The 18,427-nt window shown below is 65.0% G+C and carries 18 protein-coding genes; 16 read left to right on the top strand and 2 right to left on the bottom strand.

The window, feature by feature from the left end; translation table 11 throughout:
• Positions 1-87: 87 nt before the first annotated feature.
• The gene (locus F7R19_RS19420) at positions 88-1,428 is read right to left on the bottom strand and encodes an LLM class flavin-dependent oxidoreductase (protein WP_150981694.1); all 1,341 of its coding nucleotides are present in this window, start codon (positions 1,426-1,428) and stop codon (positions 88-90) included.
• A 221-nt stretch (positions 1,429-1,649) separates the two neighbouring features.
• Here F7R19_RS19420 and F7R19_RS19415 point away from each other — a divergent pair, with 221 nt between their 5' ends.
• From F7R19_RS19415 to F7R19_RS19355, 13 genes are all read left to right on the top strand, one after another.
• A complete protein-coding gene (locus F7R19_RS19415) occupies positions 1,650-2,483 on the top strand; it encodes a class II aldolase/adducin family protein (protein WP_150981693.1) in 834 nt (277 codons plus the stop codon).
• A gap of 333 nt (positions 2,484-2,816) precedes the next feature.
• Positions 2,817-3,542, top strand: a complete 726-nt coding sequence (locus F7R19_RS19410; protein WP_150981692.1) for a GntR family transcriptional regulator — start codon at positions 2,817-2,819, stop codon at positions 3,540-3,542.
• Positions 3,539-4,279: an ABC transporter ATP-binding protein gene (locus F7R19_RS19405; protein WP_061954373.1), complete on the top strand. Its 741-nt coding sequence runs from the start codon at positions 3,539-3,541 to the stop codon at positions 4,277-4,279. The genes F7R19_RS19410 and F7R19_RS19405 overlap by 4 nt, the downstream gene beginning before the upstream one ends.
• 11 nt (positions 4,280-4,290) lie before the next feature.
• The gene (locus tag F7R19_RS19400) at positions 4,291-5,100 is read left to right on the top strand and encodes an ABC transporter permease (RefSeq protein WP_223506135.1); all 810 of its coding nucleotides are present in this window, start codon (positions 4,291-4,293) and stop codon (positions 5,098-5,100) included.
• 10 nt (positions 5,101-5,110) lie between these two features.
• Positions 5,111-6,136, top strand: a complete 1,026-nt coding sequence (locus tag F7R19_RS19395; RefSeq protein ID WP_150981690.1) for an ABC transporter substrate-binding protein — start codon at positions 5,111-5,113, stop codon at positions 6,134-6,136.
• Between the two features lie 74 nt (positions 6,137-6,210).
• Positions 6,211-7,218, top strand: coding sequence for a zinc-binding dehydrogenase (locus tag F7R19_RS19390; RefSeq protein WP_211922762.1), 1,008 nt, complete (start codon positions 6,211-6,213; stop codon positions 7,216-7,218).
• 61 nt (positions 7,219-7,279) lie between these two features.
• Positions 7,280-7,702 carry a PaaI family thioesterase gene (locus F7R19_RS19385; RefSeq protein WP_061954379.1) on the top strand — a complete coding sequence of 141 codons (423 nt, stop codon included), beginning with the start codon at positions 7,280-7,282 and terminating at the stop codon, positions 7,700-7,702.
• A 6-nt stretch (positions 7,703-7,708) separates the two neighbouring features.
• Positions 7,709-9,247 (top strand): class I adenylate-forming enzyme family protein, encoded by a 1,539-nt coding sequence (locus F7R19_RS19380; protein WP_150981688.1) that lies wholly within the window; start codon positions 7,709-7,711, stop codon positions 9,245-9,247.
• Positions 9,248-9,278: 31 nt separating this feature from the next.
• Positions 9,279-10,370 carry an ABC transporter substrate-binding protein gene (locus tag F7R19_RS19375; RefSeq protein WP_223506137.1) on the top strand — a complete coding sequence of 364 codons (1,092 nt, stop codon included), beginning with the start codon at positions 9,279-9,281 and terminating at the stop codon, positions 10,368-10,370.
• Positions 10,367-11,710, top strand: coding sequence for an acyl-CoA thioester hydrolase/BAAT C-terminal domain-containing protein (locus F7R19_RS19370; protein WP_150981687.1), 1,344 nt, complete (start codon positions 10,367-10,369; stop codon positions 11,708-11,710). The genes F7R19_RS19375 and F7R19_RS19370 overlap by 4 nt, the downstream gene beginning before the upstream one ends.
• A complete protein-coding gene (locus F7R19_RS19365; RefSeq protein ID WP_150981686.1) occupies positions 11,707-12,465 on the top strand; it encodes an ABC transporter ATP-binding protein in 759 nt (252 codons plus the stop codon). The genes F7R19_RS19370 and F7R19_RS19365 overlap by 4 nt, the downstream gene beginning before the upstream one ends.
• On the top strand, positions 12,455-13,240 hold the full coding sequence (locus F7R19_RS19360) for an ABC transporter permease (protein ID WP_150981685.1): 786 nt from the start codon (positions 12,455-12,457) through the stop codon (positions 13,238-13,240). Before F7R19_RS19365 ends, F7R19_RS19360 begins: the two co-directional genes overlap by 11 nt.
• Positions 13,241-13,378: 138 nt before the next feature.
• Positions 13,379-14,749, top strand: coding sequence for an LLM class flavin-dependent oxidoreductase (locus tag F7R19_RS19355; protein ID WP_150981684.1), 1,371 nt, complete (start codon positions 13,379-13,381; stop codon positions 14,747-14,749).
• A 174-nt stretch (positions 14,750-14,923) separates the two neighbouring features.
• On the opposite strand, the gene F7R19_RS19350 is transcribed toward F7R19_RS19355, so the two are convergent.
• Positions 14,924-15,760 carry a hypothetical protein gene (locus F7R19_RS19350; protein ID WP_150981683.1) on the bottom strand — a complete coding sequence of 279 codons (837 nt, stop codon included), beginning with the start codon at positions 15,758-15,760 and terminating at the stop codon, positions 14,924-14,926.
• Between the two features lie 472 nt (positions 15,761-16,232).
• Between F7R19_RS19350 and F7R19_RS30495 the strand changes: the two genes are divergently transcribed.
• The 3 genes from F7R19_RS30495 (at position 16,233) to F7R19_RS19340 (ending at position 18,427) form a co-directional block, all read left to right on the top strand.
• Positions 16,233-16,358, top strand: a complete 126-nt coding sequence (locus tag F7R19_RS30495) for a hypothetical protein (RefSeq protein WP_263289879.1) — start codon at positions 16,233-16,235, stop codon at positions 16,356-16,358.
• A 148-nt stretch (positions 16,359-16,506) separates the two neighbouring features.
• Positions 16,507-17,502: a tripartite tricarboxylate transporter substrate binding protein gene (locus F7R19_RS19345; RefSeq protein ID WP_150981682.1), complete on the top strand. Its 996-nt coding sequence runs from the start codon at positions 16,507-16,509 to the stop codon at positions 17,500-17,502.
• 100 nt (positions 17,503-17,602) lie between these two features.
• Positions 17,603-18,427 (top strand): transporter substrate-binding domain-containing protein, encoded by an 825-nt coding sequence (locus F7R19_RS19340; RefSeq protein WP_150981681.1) that lies wholly within the window; start codon positions 17,603-17,605, stop codon positions 18,425-18,427.

The following is an 18,427-nucleotide window of genomic DNA, read 5'->3' as shown; positions in this document are numbered from 1 at the left end:
GATGACAGGTGCGAGAGTTTGGGAGCCACCAGTCTATGAATCGCGCCGCCCGCGGTCCACGAAGTAATCCGAGATAGCAAATGCGGACTACGCCGCCGCGCGCGCGTGTGCCCTGCCCGCTGGCCGCGCCAGGCCCATATGCTCGCGCAAGGTGCTGCCCTCGTAGTCCGTGCGAAACAGGCCCCGGCGCTGCAGGATGGGCACCACACCATCCACGAAATCCTGCACGCCGTCTGGCAACACATCGGGCATCAGGTTGAAGCCGTCGGCCGCGCCGCTGCGGAACCAGTGCTCGATGTCGTCGGCAATCTGCTCGGGCGTACCGACGATGACGCGATGTCCACCGCCGCCGGCAAGCTCACGGATCAGCGCTCGCACCGTCAGGTTCTGGCGCTGCGCCAGTGCAATCGTCGCGCGAAAGAACGTGTGATTGCCGTTGGCAGGCAGCGCGAGCCCATCCGGCAACGGGGCATCGAGCGATAGTCGGTCGGCGGTCACGCCCAGCGTGCCGGCCAGCCGGTTCAGGCTGTAGTCCCACGGAATCAGGTCGATCAGCGCATCGCGGCGTTGCCGTGCCTGTGCCTCGGTGGCGCCGATGATCGTCGTCAGCCCCGGCAAGACCTTAATCGCGCCGCGCCCGCGGCCCAGCGCCTCGGCACGTTGATTGAGGGCCAGGCGGTACTCGCGCGATTCCTCCAGCGTTTGCGATGCGGAGAACACCGCTTCGGCATGTCGCGCGGCCAGTTCGCGGCCATCGTTCGAGCCGCCGGCCTGGAACAGCACAGGATGCCCCTGTGGTGGCCGCGGCAGGTTCAGCGGCCCCTGCACATCGAAGCACGGGCCATGGTGGGCGATGGGCTGCAGGCGGGCCGTGTCCACGAAGCTGCCCAATTGCTGGTCACCCATGAACGCGCCGTCTTCCCAGCTATCCCAAAGCGCCTTCACGACGTTGGTGAATTCGTCGGCGCGCGCGTAGCGTTGTGCATGATCAGGCGGCGCCGCGCGGCCGAAATTGCGCGCGGACCCGGCATCGGCGGTCGTCACGACGTTCCAGCCAGCGCGCCCGCCGCTGACATGATCGAGCGTGGCAAAGCGCCGCGCAATGTTGTACGGCTCGTTGTAGCTGGTGGACGCCGTGGCCACCAGCCCGATATGACGCGTGGCCATCGCTACGCAGGCAAGCAGCACGGTGGGCTCCAGCGCGGTAATCGGCCGGAAATTGATTTGGTCGGCAATGGCGGCGTTGTCGGCCAGGAAGATGGCGTCGAACTTGCCCGCCTCGGCGATCTGCGCCAGCCGGACATAGTGCTGCACATCGACAAAGGCCCGCGGATCGCTACCGGGCAGGCGCCAGGCCGACGGCACAAAGCCAGAGTGAAGCGCGTTGAGATTCAGGTGAAGCTTGGCAGGCGGCAAGGCAGCGGTCATGACAGAGATACGCGTGTGCGCGTTGGCAATGATGTCTGGCCGATGAGCATAGGGAAGGCTTTCGTGGGCGGGAACGAACGAAAGCCGATATCGATATGCCGTGCTTCTTGCGTGGCCGGTTGGGCGTCGCGAAAACCGGATAAGCATCGGCCAAATGCTTCGTTCCATTGCGTGGCAGGCCGGCGTAGGTTCATGCGATGTTCCTCACAAAAAGGCTTCAAATGAGCAGCGTATTTCCGTTCGAACGCCGTGGCACGTTTACGCCCAACCCCGAACCGCAGCAGAAGTTCTGGTTTGATCCGGTCCCTGCAAGGCCGACCATCGAGGCCGAGCGGCGCCATCGGCAGGAACGGTTGGCCGGTGCGTTCCGGATCTTCGCGCGCCAGGGATTTGCATTGGGGCTGGCCGGCCATATCACCGCGCGCGATCCCGAGTTTCCCGACCACTTCTGGGTCAACCCGCTTGGCGTGCATTTCTCGCGTATGCGGGTGTCCGACCTGCTGCTGGTAAATGCGCGGGGCCAGACGGTGGTCGGCAACCGGCCGTTGAACAAGGCGGCCTTCGCAATCCACGCGGCGATTCATGAAGCGCATCCGCATATCGTCGCGGCCGCGCACACACATTCCACCTATGGCAAGGCGTGGTCCACGCTCGGACGCTTGCTGGACCCGCTGACGCAGGACGCATGCTCGTTCTTCGAAGACCATGTCCTGTTCGACGACTTCACGGGCATGGTGGTGGACACGGCCGAAGGCCACCGGATAGCCCAGGCGCTGGACAAGGGCAATGGCCGGACTCACAAGGGCGCGATCCTGAAAAACCACGGCATCCTCACCGCCGGCCCGACCATCGAAGCCACGGCGTGGTGGTATATCGCACTGGAAAACGCCGCCCATACCCAGTTGCTGGCCGAGGCCGCCGGCACGCCGCAGCCCATCGACGAGGCAACGGCCCGCCATACGCATGGGCAGGTCGGGGGCAACGAAGGATCGTTGCACGCCTTCGAAAGCCTCTACGCGGGACTGGTGGAAGCGGAGCCCGACCTGCTGGACTGATCCGCGACTCACCTCCGCTTCACCCCCTCTTCCGCCCCCCAGCCCGATCGTGGCACGGGGGCGCAGTCATCTTCCATTCCGCTGTACCGCTCCCCTTACGCTGCTGGCATTGCCGTGTCGTCCACATCCTGTGCATGCCATCGTTCGCACCGAAGACATGCCACCAAGCATCCGTGAGCGGCTCACAGCGGTGGGCTGCTCAGTCACAGCAGCGTCTTCATATGCTTCGGTAAAACCGTTCGTTTGCTTCCCAATGCCCCGGCCCTAAGCTACGTCCATGTATTTCAAGGCGGACATGCGTGCCGCCCGACAAAAGCGAAGGAGCATGGAACGATGATCGTGCAGGCCGGCATTGCAGAGGACGCCCAAGACACCAGCCTGGGTCTGGCCGCTTACGCGGCGCTGCGCCGCGACATCCTGTCCTGCAAGCTGGTGCCGGGTGCGCTGGTCACCGAAGGCGAGTTGATGACCGCCTATGGCTTCGGCAAGAACAGCTGCCGCATCGCGCTTACCCGACTGGCGCATGACCGTTTGATCTTCGCGCGGCCCCGCCGTGGCTATCAAGTGGCGCCGATCACGCTCAAGGACGTCGAAGAGGTGTTTGCGCTGCGCGTGCAACTGGAGCCGATGGCCGCCAGGCTCGCCGTCGGGCGCGTCGACACGGCGTTGCTACGCGGGCTGGAAGCGGCGTGCCGCGACGAATACGCGATTCCGGCGCCGCGCCGTATCGACAAGTTCATGGACGCGAACAAGCAGTTCCACCTGGCCATCGTCCACGCCACCGGCAACGAACGCCTGACGCGCACGCTGTCGTCGCTGATGGATGAGATGTCGCGGCTGGTGGCGCTTGGCTTCAACGTCCAGCGTGTGCGCCCCGAAATCCGCCATGACCACAACTCGCTGATCAAGGCATTCGAGGATCACGACGAGAAATCCGCAGAAACGATTGCGCGCCGCCACATCGAGGCGTTTCGCGCCCAGACCATGGAAAAGGTCTACGCCAGCCTGTCGCAGGCCGGCACGTACCTGCCAATGCGGGCAGCGGGGGGCGTCGCATGAATCCGCCTGTTCTGTCTGCACACGGCATCGTCAAGCGCTTTGGGACCACCACGATCCTCGACCGGATCGACGTGACCGTGCATCGTGGCGAAGTACTGGCGCTGGTGGGTCCGTCCGGCTGCGGAAAAAGCACGCTGCTGAACATCCTGTCCGGCCTGTTGACCCCTGACGCGGGCCAGCTCGCGGTGGATGGCGTACCCGCGCCGCAGGTGTCTGACTGGCGCCGTATCGCCTACATGTTCCAGGAGGACCGGCTGCTGCCCTGGCGCACCGTGCGCGACAACGTCGCGTTCGGCCTTGAAGCCGGCAACCTGTCGACATCCGATCGACGCCGCCGCGCAGACGACATGCTGGAGCTCGTTGGCCTGCACGCGCGTGGCGACGCCTGGCCGCACGAGTTGTCGGGCGGCATGCGCAGCCGCGTGGCACTGGCCCGCAGCCTGGCCGTCCAACCGGAAGTCCTGCTGATGGACGAGCCGTTCTCGAAGCTCGATCCCCAGACGCGCAGCCAGATGCATGCGGAACTGCTGCGCATCCAGGCCGGCAACGGCATGACCGTGGTGTTCGTGACGCACGATATGGAGGAAGCGGTAGTGCTGGCCGACCGTGTGGTCCGGCTCGCAGCGCGGCCGGGCCGCGTAGCCGACGTGGTCAACCTGGCCGATTTGGTGCGGCCGCGCGTGCCCACCGAGCCCATCGTGGCGGAACAGGTGCGCGTACTGCGCGCTGCGGCATGAGGAACATCGCCGTGAGCACCATCGCCGTCCGTCATGTTGGCACGCTGGTGCTGCAACGCCTATTGCTGGTTGCGCTGCTGCTGGCGCTCTGGTGGTGGGGCGCCGCGCGGGTGCCATCGTTCGTGCTGCCCGGCCCCGAAAAAGTTGGCGTCGCGCTGCTTGTGCTATGGCACAGCGACACCTTCACTGCCGACGTGGCCGCCACGTGCCAACGGGTGCTGTCTGGCTTTGTGCTGGCCACCATCGTTGGCAGTGGCCTGGGGCTGACGCTAGGCGCCAGCCGCGTGCTGGCCGGCTTTTTCGAGCCGGTGCTGACGCTCTTGAACACCGTGTCGTCTGCGATCTGGGCCATCTTCGCGATCATCTGGTTCGGCATTTCGGATGCAACCACGGTCTTTGTGGTGTTCATGACCGCCATGCCTCTGATCCTGACCAACGTCTGGGAAGGCACCAAGACCGTCGATCCGCACTATGTCGACCTCGCACGCAGCTTCCGCATGTCTCGCGTGCAGATACTGCGCAAGATCTACGTGCCGACGATCCTGCCCCATTTCTTCGCCGGTGCCCGGCTGGCCTTCGGTTTCGGCTGGCGGGTGTCGCTGGTGGCGGAGACGATCGGCTCGTCCAGCGGTATCGGCTACCGGCTGCGGCAAGCCGCCGACCTGGTGCAGACCGACCAGGTGTTTGCGTGGACCGTGCTGCTGGTCGGCCTGATGCTGTTGCTCGAAGGCGGTTTGCTCAAGCCCGCCGAGCGCCGACTGTTCCGCTGGAAAGCATCCGCGCGGCCGTCGTCCACGCCCTCGGTTTCTCTTCAAGCCTGAGGATTTCATCGTGCGCAAGCTACTTTCAGCGGCCGCCGCCGCGTTTTACGCCTATTCCACATTTATCGCGCTGTCCTACGCCGCCATCACCCCGGCCATGGCCAGTGCTGCGGAGCCGGCGCCCACCGTCAAGATCGGCTACTGGACCAGTGGTGTAAGCCTTGGCTATGGCTCGGTCCTGGAAGCCAAGGATTTTCTCGCCAAGCGTGGTGTGCGCGCCGAGTTTGTTCACTTCCCTGACGTCAACGCGCCGCTGCGTGCACTGGCCTCCGGTTCGATCGACCTGGCATTCGGCGCACCGGTAGCCGGCGTGTTCGGGACGGCGGCCTCGGGCGTACCTATCCGCATCTTCGCGGCAACGCAGCCTGCCGACGTGCAGTTCGTCGTGCCCAAGGATTCGCCGATCCAGTCGATCCGTGAACTCAAGGGCAAGAAGGTAGGCATGTCGCCGGCCGGTTCGTCGGTCGCGGTGATTGCAGGCGCCGTGCTGGCCGGCAACTATCAGATCAAGGGCAGCGACTTCGCGCTGGTCGGCGGCAACGAATCGCGCCTGGCCCAGTTCCTGGCGCAGAAACAGGTCGATGCAGCGGCGCTGCGCTCGGTCACTGTGGAGCAGCTTGGTGACGAATTGCCGGTGCGCAAGCTGGGCACGTTCGCCAATGAGTGGAAAACGCTGACCCAGTCCGACGCCGTTCCCTATATCGGCGTGGGGGCCGCGCGATCCGATCTGGTCGACAACCATCCCGAGGTGGTTGCGCGCGTGATTGCGGCATTGCGCGACACGCTGGCCTGGGGCAATGCCAATCGCGACGAAGTCGTCCAGATCCTGCAGAAAAAAGCCAACCTGCCGGCCGACGATGCCAAGGTCTACGTGAGCCATTGGAACGACATGAACCGCGTGGCCTTCGAGCCGGCGGACATCGCCACGCTGCGCCGCCAGCACGCCGTGTTCGTCGAATCTGGCCTGGTCAAGGGCGAGCTCAAGGACGACCTCTTCGCGCGCAAGCCCTACGAGCAGGCCAAGGCGCTCAAGTAAGCCCTTCGGCACGCTCCTCACTCTTTCTAGTTTTCCGCTTCCCTTCCCCCAAGGAATCCATCGTGACGCAATTCATGAAAGCGCTGGTGCTTGACGCACACGGCACCCTCGAAGAACAACTGCGCGTGGTCGCCGACAAGCCCGTACCGAAGGCCGACGAAGGCCACGTCGTGATCCGCGTCGGCGCGTCGTCCTTCAACTATCACGACGTCTTCACCGTGCACGGCATGCCCGGCATCAAGGTGCCGTTTCCGGTCGTGATCGGGCTGGATCTGGCCGGCACGATCACCGAGCTGGGCGCCGGGGTGACCGGGTGGAAGATCGGCGATCGCGTGCTGGTGAACCCGCTCAAGCCGGGTGTGGGCCTGATGGGCGAGATGACCGATGGCGGCATGGCCGAGTTTGCGCGCGTGGATGCGCGCCAGTTGATCGCGCTGCCCGATGACGTGACGTTCGCGCAAGCGGCCGCACTGCCGGTGGCCTACGGCACGGCCCATCGGATGCTGATTACCCACCAGACCGTCAAGGCCGGTGACAAGGTGCTGGTACTTGGCGCCAGCGGCGGGGTAGGCACGGCCACGGTGCTGCTGGCCAAGATGCTGGGCGCCGAGGTCATCGCCGCGGCCGGCTCCGACGAGAAAGGCGAGCGTCTCAAGGCGCTGGGCGCCGACCACGTCATCAACTATCGCGAAGTCGACTTCGGCAAGTGGGTGATCGAGCGCTACGGCAAGCCGCAGCGGCGCACCTTCGACGGCGGCGTGGACGTCATCGTCAACTTTACCGGCGGCGACACCTGGCTGCCGTCGATCAAGAGCCTGAAGCGCGGCGGCACGCTGCTGGTGTGCGGCGCCACGGCCGGCCATGATCCCAAGGAAGATCTGCGCTACGTGTGGAGCTTCGAGCTGAACATCAAGGGGTCGAACAGCTTCTACGACGACAACCTGAAGGCTCTGCTGGCACTGGTTGCCGAAGGCAAGCTCGATCCAGTGATCGACAGCGAGTTGCCGTTGGAGCATGCCGCCCGTGGACTGGCGCTGATCCGCGACCGCGCCGTTCTGGGCAAGGTCGTGGTGACGCCCTGAACCGCGCGTCGACATCTGTCCGGCTCTTTCCACGCCAACTACCTTTCATCGAGACCCGATCATGACGCAAGCCCTTTCCCAACCCTCCGCCGCCGACGTCCAGGCTCGACTGCTGCGCGCGCCCTATCACCAATGGCTCGGCCTGCAGGTCGAATCCGTCGCCGAAGGCGAGATCACGCTGACCGCGAAATTCCGTGACGAATGGATCGTCAACCCCGACGGCGGCTATATCCACGGCGGCATCCTGGCCGCGCTGGTCGACCTTGGCGCCGACTGGGCGCTGGTATCGCACACCGGCAAGGGCGTGCCGACGGTCGATCTGCGCGTGGACTACCATCGCCCGGCGCGCGGCGATCTGAAGGTGGTGGGCACGGTCATCAAGACGGGCCGCCTGGTAAGCGCGGCCGAGGCCAACGTGTATGACGCCGAAGGCCGCCTGGTTGCCAGCGGCCGCGGCGTCTACGCCACCCCTGCGCAGGGCTGACGCATCATGGCCGCTGATACGCACGCCGCTTTGGCCAGCCATTCAGGCCGCAACCTTGGCAGCGTCATCTCGCGCGATGCCGATCCTGCCGCGCTGGCCATCGTTGGCATCGGTGCCAACGGCGAGGCCTCCACGCATACGTTTGGCGATATCGACGCTGCCGCCGACGCCGTTGCGCGGGGCCTGCTGCGGCGTGGCCTGGCGCAGGGCGACTGCATCGCCCTGCTGGGGGTGAATTCGGTCGACTACGTGGTGTCGCTGCTCGGCATCATGCGCGCCGGGCTGGTCGCGGTGCCGGTGAACTTCAAGCTGCCGCAGACGCTGGTGGACTATATCGTCGCCGATAGCGGCGCGCGGCTTGTGCTGTGCGACGCGGCGCACCACGCGCAAGTGCCAACGGGCACGCTAGCCATCGTGTTCGGATCGCCCGAGCATGCGGCCCTGGTTGCGACGGACGGCGATACAGCGCCCCTCACGCCGTACGTACCGGCCGACGACGACCTGGCGCTGCTGCTTTACACGTCCGGCTCCACGGGCCGCCCCAAAGGCGTACGCCTGAGCCATGCCAGCCATCTGTGGGTGGTGCGGACACGCCAGGCCAGCACGCCGCTGGCCAACGAGCGGATGCTGATTGCCGCGCCGCTGTACCACATGAACGCGCTGGCGCTGATCCTGTTGGCGCTGGCCTGCCACGCGCCGTCGGTGCTACTGCCGCAGTTCCAGGCCGCCGCCTATATCGATGCCATCGGACGCTACCAGTGCACCTGGCTGACGGCTGTGCCGCCGATGATTGCCATGATGCTGCGCGAGCGCGCGCTGCTGGCGCGCACCGACCTAGGTAGCGTCCGCGCCGTGCGCATGGGGTCCGCTCCGGTCAGCCCGGCGCTCAAGGCGCAGATTCATCAGCTGTTGCCCAACGCGCGCGTGATCAATGCCTATGGCACCACCGAGGGCGGCCCGGTCGTGTTCGGTCCGCATCCGGATGGACTGCCCACGCCCGCGCAATCGGTCGGCTATCCGCATCCCGCTGTAGCGGTGCGGCTGATCGACGAGCACGGTCAGGCTTCCAACGAAGGCGTCCTGGAGCTGCGCAGCCCCGGGCTGATGCTCGGCTACCACGGGCGCGCGGAGCTGCGGCCTTTCACCGCTGATGGCTACTACATCACCGGCGACGTGTTTCGCCGCGATGCCGAAGGCTTCTACACCTTCGTGGGCCGGCGCGACGACATGTTCGTCAGCGGCGGCGAAAACCTCTATCCGGGCGAGATCGAGAAGGCGCTGGAGCGCCACGAGGCGGTGCAGCAGGCCAGCGTCGTGCCGGTGCCTGACGAGATCAAGGGCACCAAGCCGGTGGCCTTCGTGGTGCTGCGCCCGGGCATCGCGCCACCGACCGAACACGCGCTGCGCGAATGGTCGCTGACGCAATTGGCCTCCTACCAGCATCCGCGCCGCATCTGGTACGTCGATGCGCTGCCCCTGGCCGCCACACAGAAGATCGATCGCCGCGCACTGGCCGAGCAGGCCGTGCGCCTGCTGCTTCCGTAAAGATCCATCCGATTGCAATCCGCAGGAGTCAATGATGTTGTTCCGCAAGCCGGCGCGCGCCGGCGCCACCCTCGCCGCGCTCGGCACCGCTGCGTTGTTCGCCACCTCGGCCCACGCGCTCGATGAAGTCACCGTGGCCCTGGCCATTCCGCCCGCCGTGCACGACGGGGCGCCTTACGCGGCCGCCGAAGCGCTGGGCCTGTTCAAGGAAGCCAACCTCAGCGTCAAGACCATCGTCTTCCAGGGCGCCGGCGCCTTGCTGCCCCAGGTGGCAAGCAAGCGCGTAACGTTCGGCTATCCCACGTCGGAACCGGTCATCGCCAGCTACTTTTCGGGCAAGGACCCGCTGCCGCTGCGCTATTTCTATAACGGCGTGCCGGGCAACACGATGGAGTTCGCGGTACTGGCCGATTCACCGATCCGCTCACTGGCCGATCTCAAGGGCAAGCAGATCGGCGTGGGCGCCCTGACCTGGGGGACGATTCCCGGCGGGCGTGCCGCGCTGCGCATCGCCGGGCTGGAACCGGGCAAAAACGTCGAATACGTGGCCGTCGGGGCGCTGGGCGCCGGGTTCCAGGCGCTGCGTACCCATCGCGTCGATGCGCTGAACTTCAACAGCAGTTGGAACGACCTGCTCGAGTTCTCCGGCACCCGCATCCGGCGCATCACCTATCCGGCGGTGTTCCAGGAGACGGCCGGCAACGGCTTTATCGCCCACGTCGACACCCTGCGCGACCAGCCGGACCTGGTTCGCCGTTTCGGCCGCGCCTACACGCAGGCGCAGATCGTGTGCGAGGCGAACCCCGTTTTTTGCGTCAAGGCGTTCTGGCAACAGCATCCGGAATCCCGGCCGGCTGGTGACGAAGCCAGGCAACTTGCGGAAGCCGCGGAACTGCTGACGCGCCGCCTGAAACGCGTGCTGTACACCCCGTCCGGTGCGCCCCGCGTACCGGGCCAGTACGATCTGCCGGCCATTCAGCGTGGCATCGAGGCCATGACCAAGGCCGGCGAGTATCCCAGTGCTGATGTGCCGCTGCAGAAGATCTTCTCGAATGACTTCGTCCCGGCCTTCAGCGATTTCGACCGCGCCGCGCTGGTGCGACGCGCAAAGGCGGCGCAATGACCCGGCCCTCGCATGCACGCATCGATATCGTTCCGGCCGACGCGCTGATCGATGTCCCGCGCGACATCACGCTGCGCGGATTCAACGCCCACGAACGCGTGACCCTGACGGGCACATTGAACCATCCGGACGGCAGCCAATGGGAAAGCCATGCGGTGCTGATTGCCGATGCCGACGGCACGGTGGTCGTCAGCGATACGGCACCGGTCAGCGGCGGCTGGCTCGTGGCCGACGCCACCGCACCGGTGTGGGCCATGCAGCGGCTGCGCGCGCCGACGCGTCCCGCATGGAGCGAAGGCATTGCGCCGCTTGACATCGCGCTGACAGCCACTGGCCAATATGGCGCACAGGCGCGCGGGCAGTACACGCTGCGCTTCCTGGCGCCCGGTGTGACGCATCGCCCGGTGCGCGAAGCCGGGCTCAGCGGCACGCTTTATACCCCGGCGGGTCCGGGCCCCCATCCGGCGGTGCTGGTGCTCGCAGGTTCCGGCGGCGGCACGCACGAACAACGCGCCGCACTGTACGCCGCGCACGGCTACGCTGCGCTGGCCCTCGGTTACTTCAAGTCACCGGGCCGGCCCGACCATATCGACGACACGCCGCTCGAATACTTTGAAACCGCGCTGCAATGGATGCGCGATCGCCTGGCGCCAAGAGACGGATTCGTCGCGGTATCGGGCGTATCGCGCGGCGGCGAACTGGTGCTGTTGCTGGCGTCGCACTTTCCGGCGCTGGTGTCTGCCGTGGTCGCCTACGTGCCCAGCGCCGTGGTACATGGGACGCTGCGCGCGGGCCATCCGGACAAGCCACGCGACGCCACCGCGTGGACATGGCGTGGCGAGGCGCTGCCCAATGTCTGGCGCGACAATCCCGACGCCGACTGGCACGCATTCGATCACCCTCCGGAACCCGGCCAGCCGGTGCGCCAGGCGCCTGCTTTTCATACACCGCTGCGCAACACGCAAGCCGTGGCGCGCGCCCGTATCCCGGTGGAACGCATCCGGGGACCGGTGCTGTTGATTTCTGGTACCGATGACGGCTTCTGGCCTTCGACGCTTTACAGCGACCAGGTGGCCGAGACGCTGCGTCAACGCGGCGATGGCGCCTATGTCGAGCACTTTCGCGGCGAAGGCGCTGGGCACGCGATTGGCTTGCCGCAGTTGCCGGCGACGCAGATCGCCAAGCCGCATCCCGTGGCCGGGCTGCTGCTCGATGGTGGAGGCACCGCTCTGGCTAACGCGCGCGCCAGCGCCGCTTCGTGGACACGTGTGGTCGATTTCCTGGCCGATGCCCTGCAGCGATCGGCAAACAGCAATGCCGGGGGGGCTACCGCATCATGAGCGCAGCGCTGTCGATACGCGGGGTGGGCCTGACCTATCCCACGCGCTCCGGGCAGACCGAGGCGTTGGCCGATGTCGATGTGGATATTGGCGAGGGCGAGTTTGTCGCCCTGCTTGGCCCGTCAGGCTGCGGGAAGTCCACGCTGTTGCGTCTTGCCGCCGGGCTGCTCTCGCCAACGCGGGGACGGATCGCGCTGAACGGGCAACCGGTCGACGGGCCCAGCCGTGGCACCGGCGTGGTGTTTCAGAAGCCAAGCCTGCTGCCGTGGAAGACTGTGCGCGAGAACGTTCTGCTGCCAGCGCGCACCCAGGGCCTGGACTTATCCCGCGCAAAGGCCCGCGCGGACAAACTGCTGGACTTGGTGGGCCTCACGGCATTTGCCGGCAACTATCCGTTCGAGTTGTCGGGCGGCATGCAGCAACGGGTCGGCATCGCTCGCATGCTGCTGCCGGACCCCGCTTTGCTGCTGATGGACGAACCGTTTGCGGCACTGGACGCGCTTTCGCGCGAAACGCTGACCTTCGCGCTGCAGGACATCTGGGGCGTCCAGCGCAAGTCCGCGCTGTTCATCACGCACAGCATTCCAGAGGCCGTGTTCCTGGCGGACCGGATCCTGGTCATGTCGCCACGTCCTGGCCGCATCGTCGAGTCGCTCCAGAACCCGCTGGCGCGCCCGCGTAGCGTCGACACCTTCGACCATCCCGAATTCACCGCGCTAACCCAGCACTTGCGGAGACACTTCAATGCCCACTGACACCGCGGCCCGGCGCCTGCCCGCGCCGATCTATCCCGCCATCAGCGTTGGCCTGCTGCTGCTCGCCTGGGACCAGGCGGTGCGATGGCTGCATATTCCCGACTATCTGTTGCCGCCGCCCGAGGCGGTGTTCCGTTCGCTGGCCGATGGATTTCTCACCGGCACGCTGTGGCCGCATATCGGCGCCACGCTGCTCAACACCGCGGCCGGCTTTGTGGTGGGCAGCGTGCTTGCCGTGGCGCTTGGCGCGTTGCTGGCGGAATCCGAAACCTTCGAACGTTTTGTCTACCCGCTGCTGGTGGGCCTCCAAGCCACGCCCAAGGTGGCGCTGGGCCCTATCCTGCTGGTCTGGTTTGGCTTTGGCGCGGCATCGAAGATCGTGCTGGTGGCGTTGGTCTGCTTCTTCCCGTTGTTCGTCAACACGATCAACGGAATCCGGCGCACCGACCCTGAACTGCTGGAAGCTTGCCGCGCCTTCAGTGCATCGCGCGGTTTTCTGCTGTGGCACGTCAAGCTGCCGGCGGCGCTGGGCGACATTTTCTCGGGCCTGCAGATCGGCGTCTCGCTGGCGCTGATCGGTGCCGTGGTGGGCGAATTCCTGTCCGCCCAGCGCGGGCTCGGCTACCTGATCGCCTCATCGTCGGTCAGCATGAGTCTGGCCACGATGTTTGCTGGCGTGCTGCTCCTGGCGATAACCGGGCTGATCGGAGTGGAGGCGGTACGGGGTATCCATCGGCGTGTGGTCTTCTGGCACCCTGCCGCGCGCGGCCGGTAGCCGCGACCGCACGTCGGCGCATTGCCGCATATCGTTCAACGGCCGGCAGCAGTATCGACATGCGGTATTCGTAGTTCGCCTTGGGTCAGGGATTGATTAGGCTGGGAGGCTCCATCGTGACGATCCTCGACCACATCCATGTCCCAACGCACCGGTCAACTGAGCCTGGGGGCCTTTCTCTACCCGTCTGGCCATCACATCGCCGCATGGCGGCACCCACAGGCGCAGGCCGACGGCGGCACCGACCTGCGCTTCTATGCCGACCTCGCCCGCGCGGCGGAGGCGGCCAAGTTCGACCTGATCTTCCTGGCCGATGGAGTCGGCACGCGAGGCGACAACGTTGACTTCCTCAGCCGCGTCGCCCACAACTATCAGGCGCAGTTCGAGCCGATTACGTTGCTGTCCGCGCTGTCGGCCATCACGGAGCGCATCGGGCTGGTCGCCACCGCGTCAACTTCGTTCAACGAGCCGTACCATATCGCCCGCAAGTTTGCCTCGCTTGACCACTTGTCCGGCGGCCGCGCCGGCTGGAACGTGGTGACGACCGGCAACGACCACGAGGCGCGCAACTTCAACCGCGACAACAACCTGCTGCACGCCGATCGCTACGCGCGCGCCAGCGAGTTCGTGGATGTCGTAACCGGCCTTTGGGATAGTTGGGAAGACGATGCCTTTGTGCGCGACAAGGCTGCGGGGTTCTACTTCTCGCGCGACAAGCGCCATGTGCTGCACCACAAGGGCGAGCACTTCCAGGTGCAGGGGCCGCTCAATGTCTCGCGGCCACCGCAAGGCCATCCGGTCGTGGTGCAGGCCGGCTCTTCCGAAGCGGGCAAGGAACTGGCCGCGCGTTGCGGCGAAGTTGTATTTACGGCCCAGCAAACGCTGGACGAAGCGGTCGCCTTCTATGCTGATCTCAAGTCGCGCCTGCCGCGCCATGGCCGGACCGCCGACGATCTCAAGATCATGCCGGGCGTATTCCCGGTGGTGGGCGAGTCCCAGGCCGAGGCGCAGGAAAAATTCGAGCAGTTGCAGGCGCTGATCGATCCCGTGGTGGGCCTGACGCTGGTGTCCAACCTGACCGGCGGATTCGATTTGTCCGCCTATCCGCTTGACGGTCCGATTCCCGATCTGCCCGAAACCAACGGCACCAAGAGCCGTCAGCGGCTGGTGATAGATTTGGCCCGCCGAGAAAACCTGACCATCCGCCAGCTCTATCAGCGTGTGGCCGGCGCACGCGGGCATTGGCAACTGGTTGGCACCGCGACGCAGATTGCAGACGCGCTCGAAGATCGATTCCGTCACTACGGTGCCGATGGCTACAACATCATGGCGCCGTATCTTCCCGGCGGACTGCACGATTTCATTCGTCTGGTATTGCCGGAATTGCGCCGTCGCGGCCTGTTCCGCAGCGAATACGCCGGCAAGACGCTGCGCGACCATCTGGGCCTGAAGCGGCCGGCGCATCCGGCAACGGTCGCACGGCTCGCTTCCGAAGCCGCTGCCGCCTGACCGCCTCCTGCCTCATGCCTCATGCCTCATGCCTCATGCATTCACTCCTTCTGTATCCCTTGCCGATTGTCATGCGTTTTCCTGTATTCCGCGCCGCGCTCGCCACAGCGGTCGTCATCGCTTCTCTCCACGCCACTACTAACGAGGCATGGTCGCACGACGCATGCTCTGCCGCTACTCGTGGCTAAACGGCTTAAGCACGATAGCGTTTTCCGGCGTCTTTACACGTGCCATGTCAGCGAAAATGAATCCAAGTAGCGCGATCGCATTGTTGAAGAAGACATGAAATACGGCGGCGTCGCTGCCATCGTTGGAAACACCAAAGCTGTAGAAGAACTGTTCATGCAAACTGGTCTGCTGCCTTACCAATGTGGGAAATCCTTGCATCATGGGTTCAAGCAACTCTTGCGGGGGACGTTCGTCGGGACGGCTCGCGTTCGAATACCATCGAAACACAATGCCACCCTGAGATGGCAAAACGTTCCCCGTGTGGAAGTAGTACAGGCTCAGGAATATCTTTGTGGAATAGCGCTCCATCGCAGCGATGATTTTCGGGTGCTGAATGGAGATGACGGGAACGTCTGCGGTCGTGGCACCCTGAGGTAGCTTGTAGTTGTTCACGCGCAGCCATCGGCGTACTCTCGTCGCAGGAAGTTGGAACGACCGATAAAGCTCAGGCTCTTTCAGCGCTATGGTCTTCATCAATCGTTGTACCTCGCGCTGCGACTCTGCATCACCGCTATCATGCGACGCGATTCGGCAAATGAGTGCTGTTAGCGCTTCGTCCGGTGCCTTGAGCGAATTGCAAGGCGAACAGGCCGGAAAGACATATCCCTCTGGCCATTGACGCTGACGAAACAAGCTTCGGGAAGGTATGTGGTCTTGTGTTTCGGCAGACGTTCCGCCGCCGCAGAAGCAGCAGATAGGATGCCTTGCGTAGAATTCCTTTTTCCGTCGTGCCGATGTCCCCATCGTTTCCACCCCTTTTAGCTCTTTCGCTCCATTGCGCAATTCTGCTCGGCAATTTTATCTTGCGGCAGACAGAGGGCAGGCAGGGATAGAGCACCGCCCCCCACTGGGGTGTGGCTTCGCGAGCTTACATGCCGATATCGCCCGCCATCAGTTGACCGTACGCGCATCGAATGCATGCGCCGGACGACGCAGGAAAACGCAACTTTGCTTTGTCCTAGGAGATACGAGCATGATTAAGGACGGCGCAAGTTTGCGCTGACGGAAGAAGGTCACCTTGTGCCGGGTGGCAATGTGCGTCGCGAATGGGCTTTGGAACCAGCCGCTATCCCAGAGCGGGCATGTCGCGCATTGCGTTGATATAGGCGAAGACCAGATTTTCCGCTCGCGGGTTACCGCCCATCATGGGAACGCGGATCACGCCGCGCGGATTTGCATAGTCGGATTACTTCGTTGACTTGCCCGGCGATCGCATCCACAACATGACGTGTCGACAAACACGGAGAGCCTTGCCATGACCGATCTGCTCGACTGGTTCACGGCCATCTGCGCCGTGGTGCTGGTCTACGCCGCATTGCGCCATCCGCTGTACCCGCCCCACCAGGACAGCGAACCGTCGAAACACCGGCCGCCACGTTGACCACGCAAGTCCGCCACGCATATCGAAGTACGAAAAGATTTGTTCGTATCGAACGCCGCAGTCCCTAAGCTGATTGGTCCGCGACATTGCGCGATTGCCTGCCGACATCGGGTCGACAGGCGTGTCCGGATTGAACCCTGCATACATCATGCTGCGCCGCAGACTGCTCCACTCGTTGAAACTCGCATTGGCGGCGTTTGCTTACGCCACCAGCGCCACCCCGTCCCTCGCCAACACACCGGTCGACAGATTTCCGAACAAGACCGTGCGCATCGTCGTGCCGGTGGCCGCCGGCGGCAGCGCGGACAAGCTGGCCCGCACGCTCGCTCAGAAGCTCAGCGAACGGTGGCAACAGAGCGTGGTGGTCGAGAACGTATCGGGTGCCAGCGGCACGATTGGCGCAGGGCAAGTGGCCCGCGCCACGCCGGACGGCTATACGCTGCTGCTCGGCGGCGAAGGCGTGACGCTGAACGCGTCGCTGTTCAAGCGGCTGCCCTACGATACGCGCAACGCATTCCGCGGCGTGATCAAGGCTGTGGTCAGTCCCCAGGTGTTGGTGGTCCGGCCCGACTTGGGCGTAAAGACCTTTGGCGAGTACGTAGCGCTGGCCAAACGGAAGCCGGGCGAGCTCGCGCTGGGACTGCCTGGCAATGGCGGCATCGCCCACGTTGCGCATGAAATGCTGTCGCGCCAGCTCGGCATCGAGGTCAACTACATTCCCTATCCCGGCGGCGGCCCGGCCACACTCGACTTGTTGGGCGGTCATATCGACGGCACGCTGATTACGCTGGCCGCCGTCACCGACTACGTGCGCAACGGACGCCTGACCGCGCTCGCCGTAACCACGCCCTATCGTTCGAAGGCGCTGCCACAGGTTCCCACGATGGCGGAAGCCGGTGCGCCCGGCTTCGCCGTCGAAAGTTGGCAGGGCCTGCTGGCCCCAGCCGGAACGCCGACCCACATTGTCGAGCGCATCAACCGCGATGCCATGGCCGTGCTGGAGCAGCCGAGTACGCGCCAGCAGCTCGAAGATGCCGGCTTCGTCGTGGTGGCGTCTTCGGCGCAGGCGCTCGACGACACGCTATCGAAAGACCTGCCGCGTTATGCGGCGGTGATCGCCTCGGCGGGCATCAAGCTGAACTAGCTGCAGCGCGGCGCTTCCTACCTTTCCCTGGACACCCATCCTTGCCGCGCAGCGATGCCTATGTGGGCGTTGGCTACGCGGCGACTACTTCCTCAGCCACATGACATCCACCTATACCCTGCGCGCCATTGCCGCGCTCGCACTAACGCTTCTCGCCACCCAGCCGGCACGCGCCGACGCCACGCTCGACAAAATCAAGCAACGCGGCAAGGTTGCCATCGGCGTGCTGGTCAACGGGGGGCCGTTTGGATCGATCGATCCGGCCACGCAGCAACTGGTTGGCTGGAATCCCGAACTCGCCCGTGACCTGGCCAAACGCCTCGGGGTGGAAGCTGAACTCGTACAGGTCAACCCGTCCAACCGCGTGCAGTTCCTGCAAGCTGGCAAGGTGGACCTGCTGATTGCCTCGATGGAATACAACCCGGACCGCGGCGAATTGCTGTCCTACGCGCCCACGCCGTTCTACCGCGTCGGCGGCACCGCGGCGGTGCTCAAGACCAGCGGCATCCACCAGTGGGAGGACCTGCGCGGCAAGACGGTATGCGCGTCGCAAGGCAGCAGCTTCGTGAAACCATTGCAGGAACAGTATGGCGCGCAGGTGCGCGGCTTCAAGACCGCCTCGGAATCGCTGCTGGCGTTGCGCGGCGGACAATGCGTGGCGGCCGTGCATGACGCCACGCTGATCCACCCGCTGCTGCGCGCCAATACCGAGTGGGCCGGCTACGCCGCACCGATTACGACCGAGATCCTGCCGGCGCCGTCGGTGGTCTGGGCACGCAAGGGCGAGACCGATACGGTCGCCGCCGTCGACAAGGTGGTGCAGGAATGGCATCGCACCGGATGGTTGATCGGCACCGAGAAGCGGCTGGGCATCACGCCGCCGCAGCCGTTGCTGCCCGAACTGCAAGCAAAATTCAAGGGCTGA

The sequence above is a fragment of the Cupriavidus pauculus genome (assembly GCF_008801835.1).
Lineage (GTDB): Bacteria > Pseudomonadota > Gammaproteobacteria > Burkholderiales > Burkholderiaceae > Cupriavidus > Cupriavidus pauculus.
Note: the sequence above shows the minus strand (reverse complement) of the source record. Positions and strands in the feature narration are given on the sequence as shown.

Excerpts from the sequence above, each read along its gene's own strand:
- F7R19_RS19420 (WP_150981694.1), bottom strand. The coding sequence starts at position 1,428 with ATGACCGCTGCCTTGCCGCCTGCCAAGCTTCACCTGAATCTCAACGCG.
- F7R19_RS19415 (WP_150981693.1), top strand. The coding sequence starts at position 1,650 with ATGAGCAGCGTATTTCCGTTCGAACGCCGTGGCACGTTTACGCCCAAC.
- F7R19_RS19410 (WP_150981692.1), top strand. The coding sequence starts at position 2,817 with ATGATCGTGCAGGCCGGCATTGCAGAGGACGCCCAAGACACCAGCCTG.
- F7R19_RS19405 (WP_061954373.1), top strand. The coding sequence starts at position 3,539 with ATGAATCCGCCTGTTCTGTCTGCACACGGCATCGTCAAGCGCTTTGGG.
- F7R19_RS19390 (WP_211922762.1), top strand. The coding sequence starts at position 6,211 with ATGAAAGCGCTGGTGCTTGACGCACACGGCACCCTCGAAGAACAACTG.
- F7R19_RS19385 (WP_061954379.1), top strand. The coding sequence starts at position 7,280 with ATGACGCAAGCCCTTTCCCAACCCTCCGCCGCCGACGTCCAGGCTCGA.
- F7R19_RS19380 (WP_150981688.1), top strand. The coding sequence starts at position 7,709 with ATGGCCGCTGATACGCACGCCGCTTTGGCCAGCCATTCAGGCCGCAAC.
- F7R19_RS19375 (WP_223506137.1), top strand. The coding sequence starts at position 9,279 with ATGATGTTGTTCCGCAAGCCGGCGCGCGCCGGCGCCACCCTCGCCGCG.
- F7R19_RS19370 (WP_150981687.1), top strand. The coding sequence starts at position 10,367 with ATGACCCGGCCCTCGCATGCACGCATCGATATCGTTCCGGCCGACGCG.
- F7R19_RS19365 (WP_150981686.1), top strand. The coding sequence starts at position 11,707 with ATGAGCGCAGCGCTGTCGATACGCGGGGTGGGCCTGACCTATCCCACG.
- F7R19_RS19360 (WP_150981685.1), top strand. The coding sequence starts at position 12,455 with ATGCCCACTGACACCGCGGCCCGGCGCCTGCCCGCGCCGATCTATCCC.
- F7R19_RS19355 (WP_150981684.1), top strand. The coding sequence starts at position 13,379 with ATGTCCCAACGCACCGGTCAACTGAGCCTGGGGGCCTTTCTCTACCCG.
- F7R19_RS30495 (WP_263289879.1), top strand. The coding sequence starts at position 16,233 with ATGACCGATCTGCTCGACTGGTTCACGGCCATCTGCGCCGTGGTGCTG.
- F7R19_RS19345 (WP_150981682.1), top strand. The coding sequence starts at position 16,507 with ATGCTGCGCCGCAGACTGCTCCACTCGTTGAAACTCGCATTGGCGGCG.
- F7R19_RS19340 (WP_150981681.1), top strand. The coding sequence starts at position 17,603 with ATGACATCCACCTATACCCTGCGCGCCATTGCCGCGCTCGCACTAACG.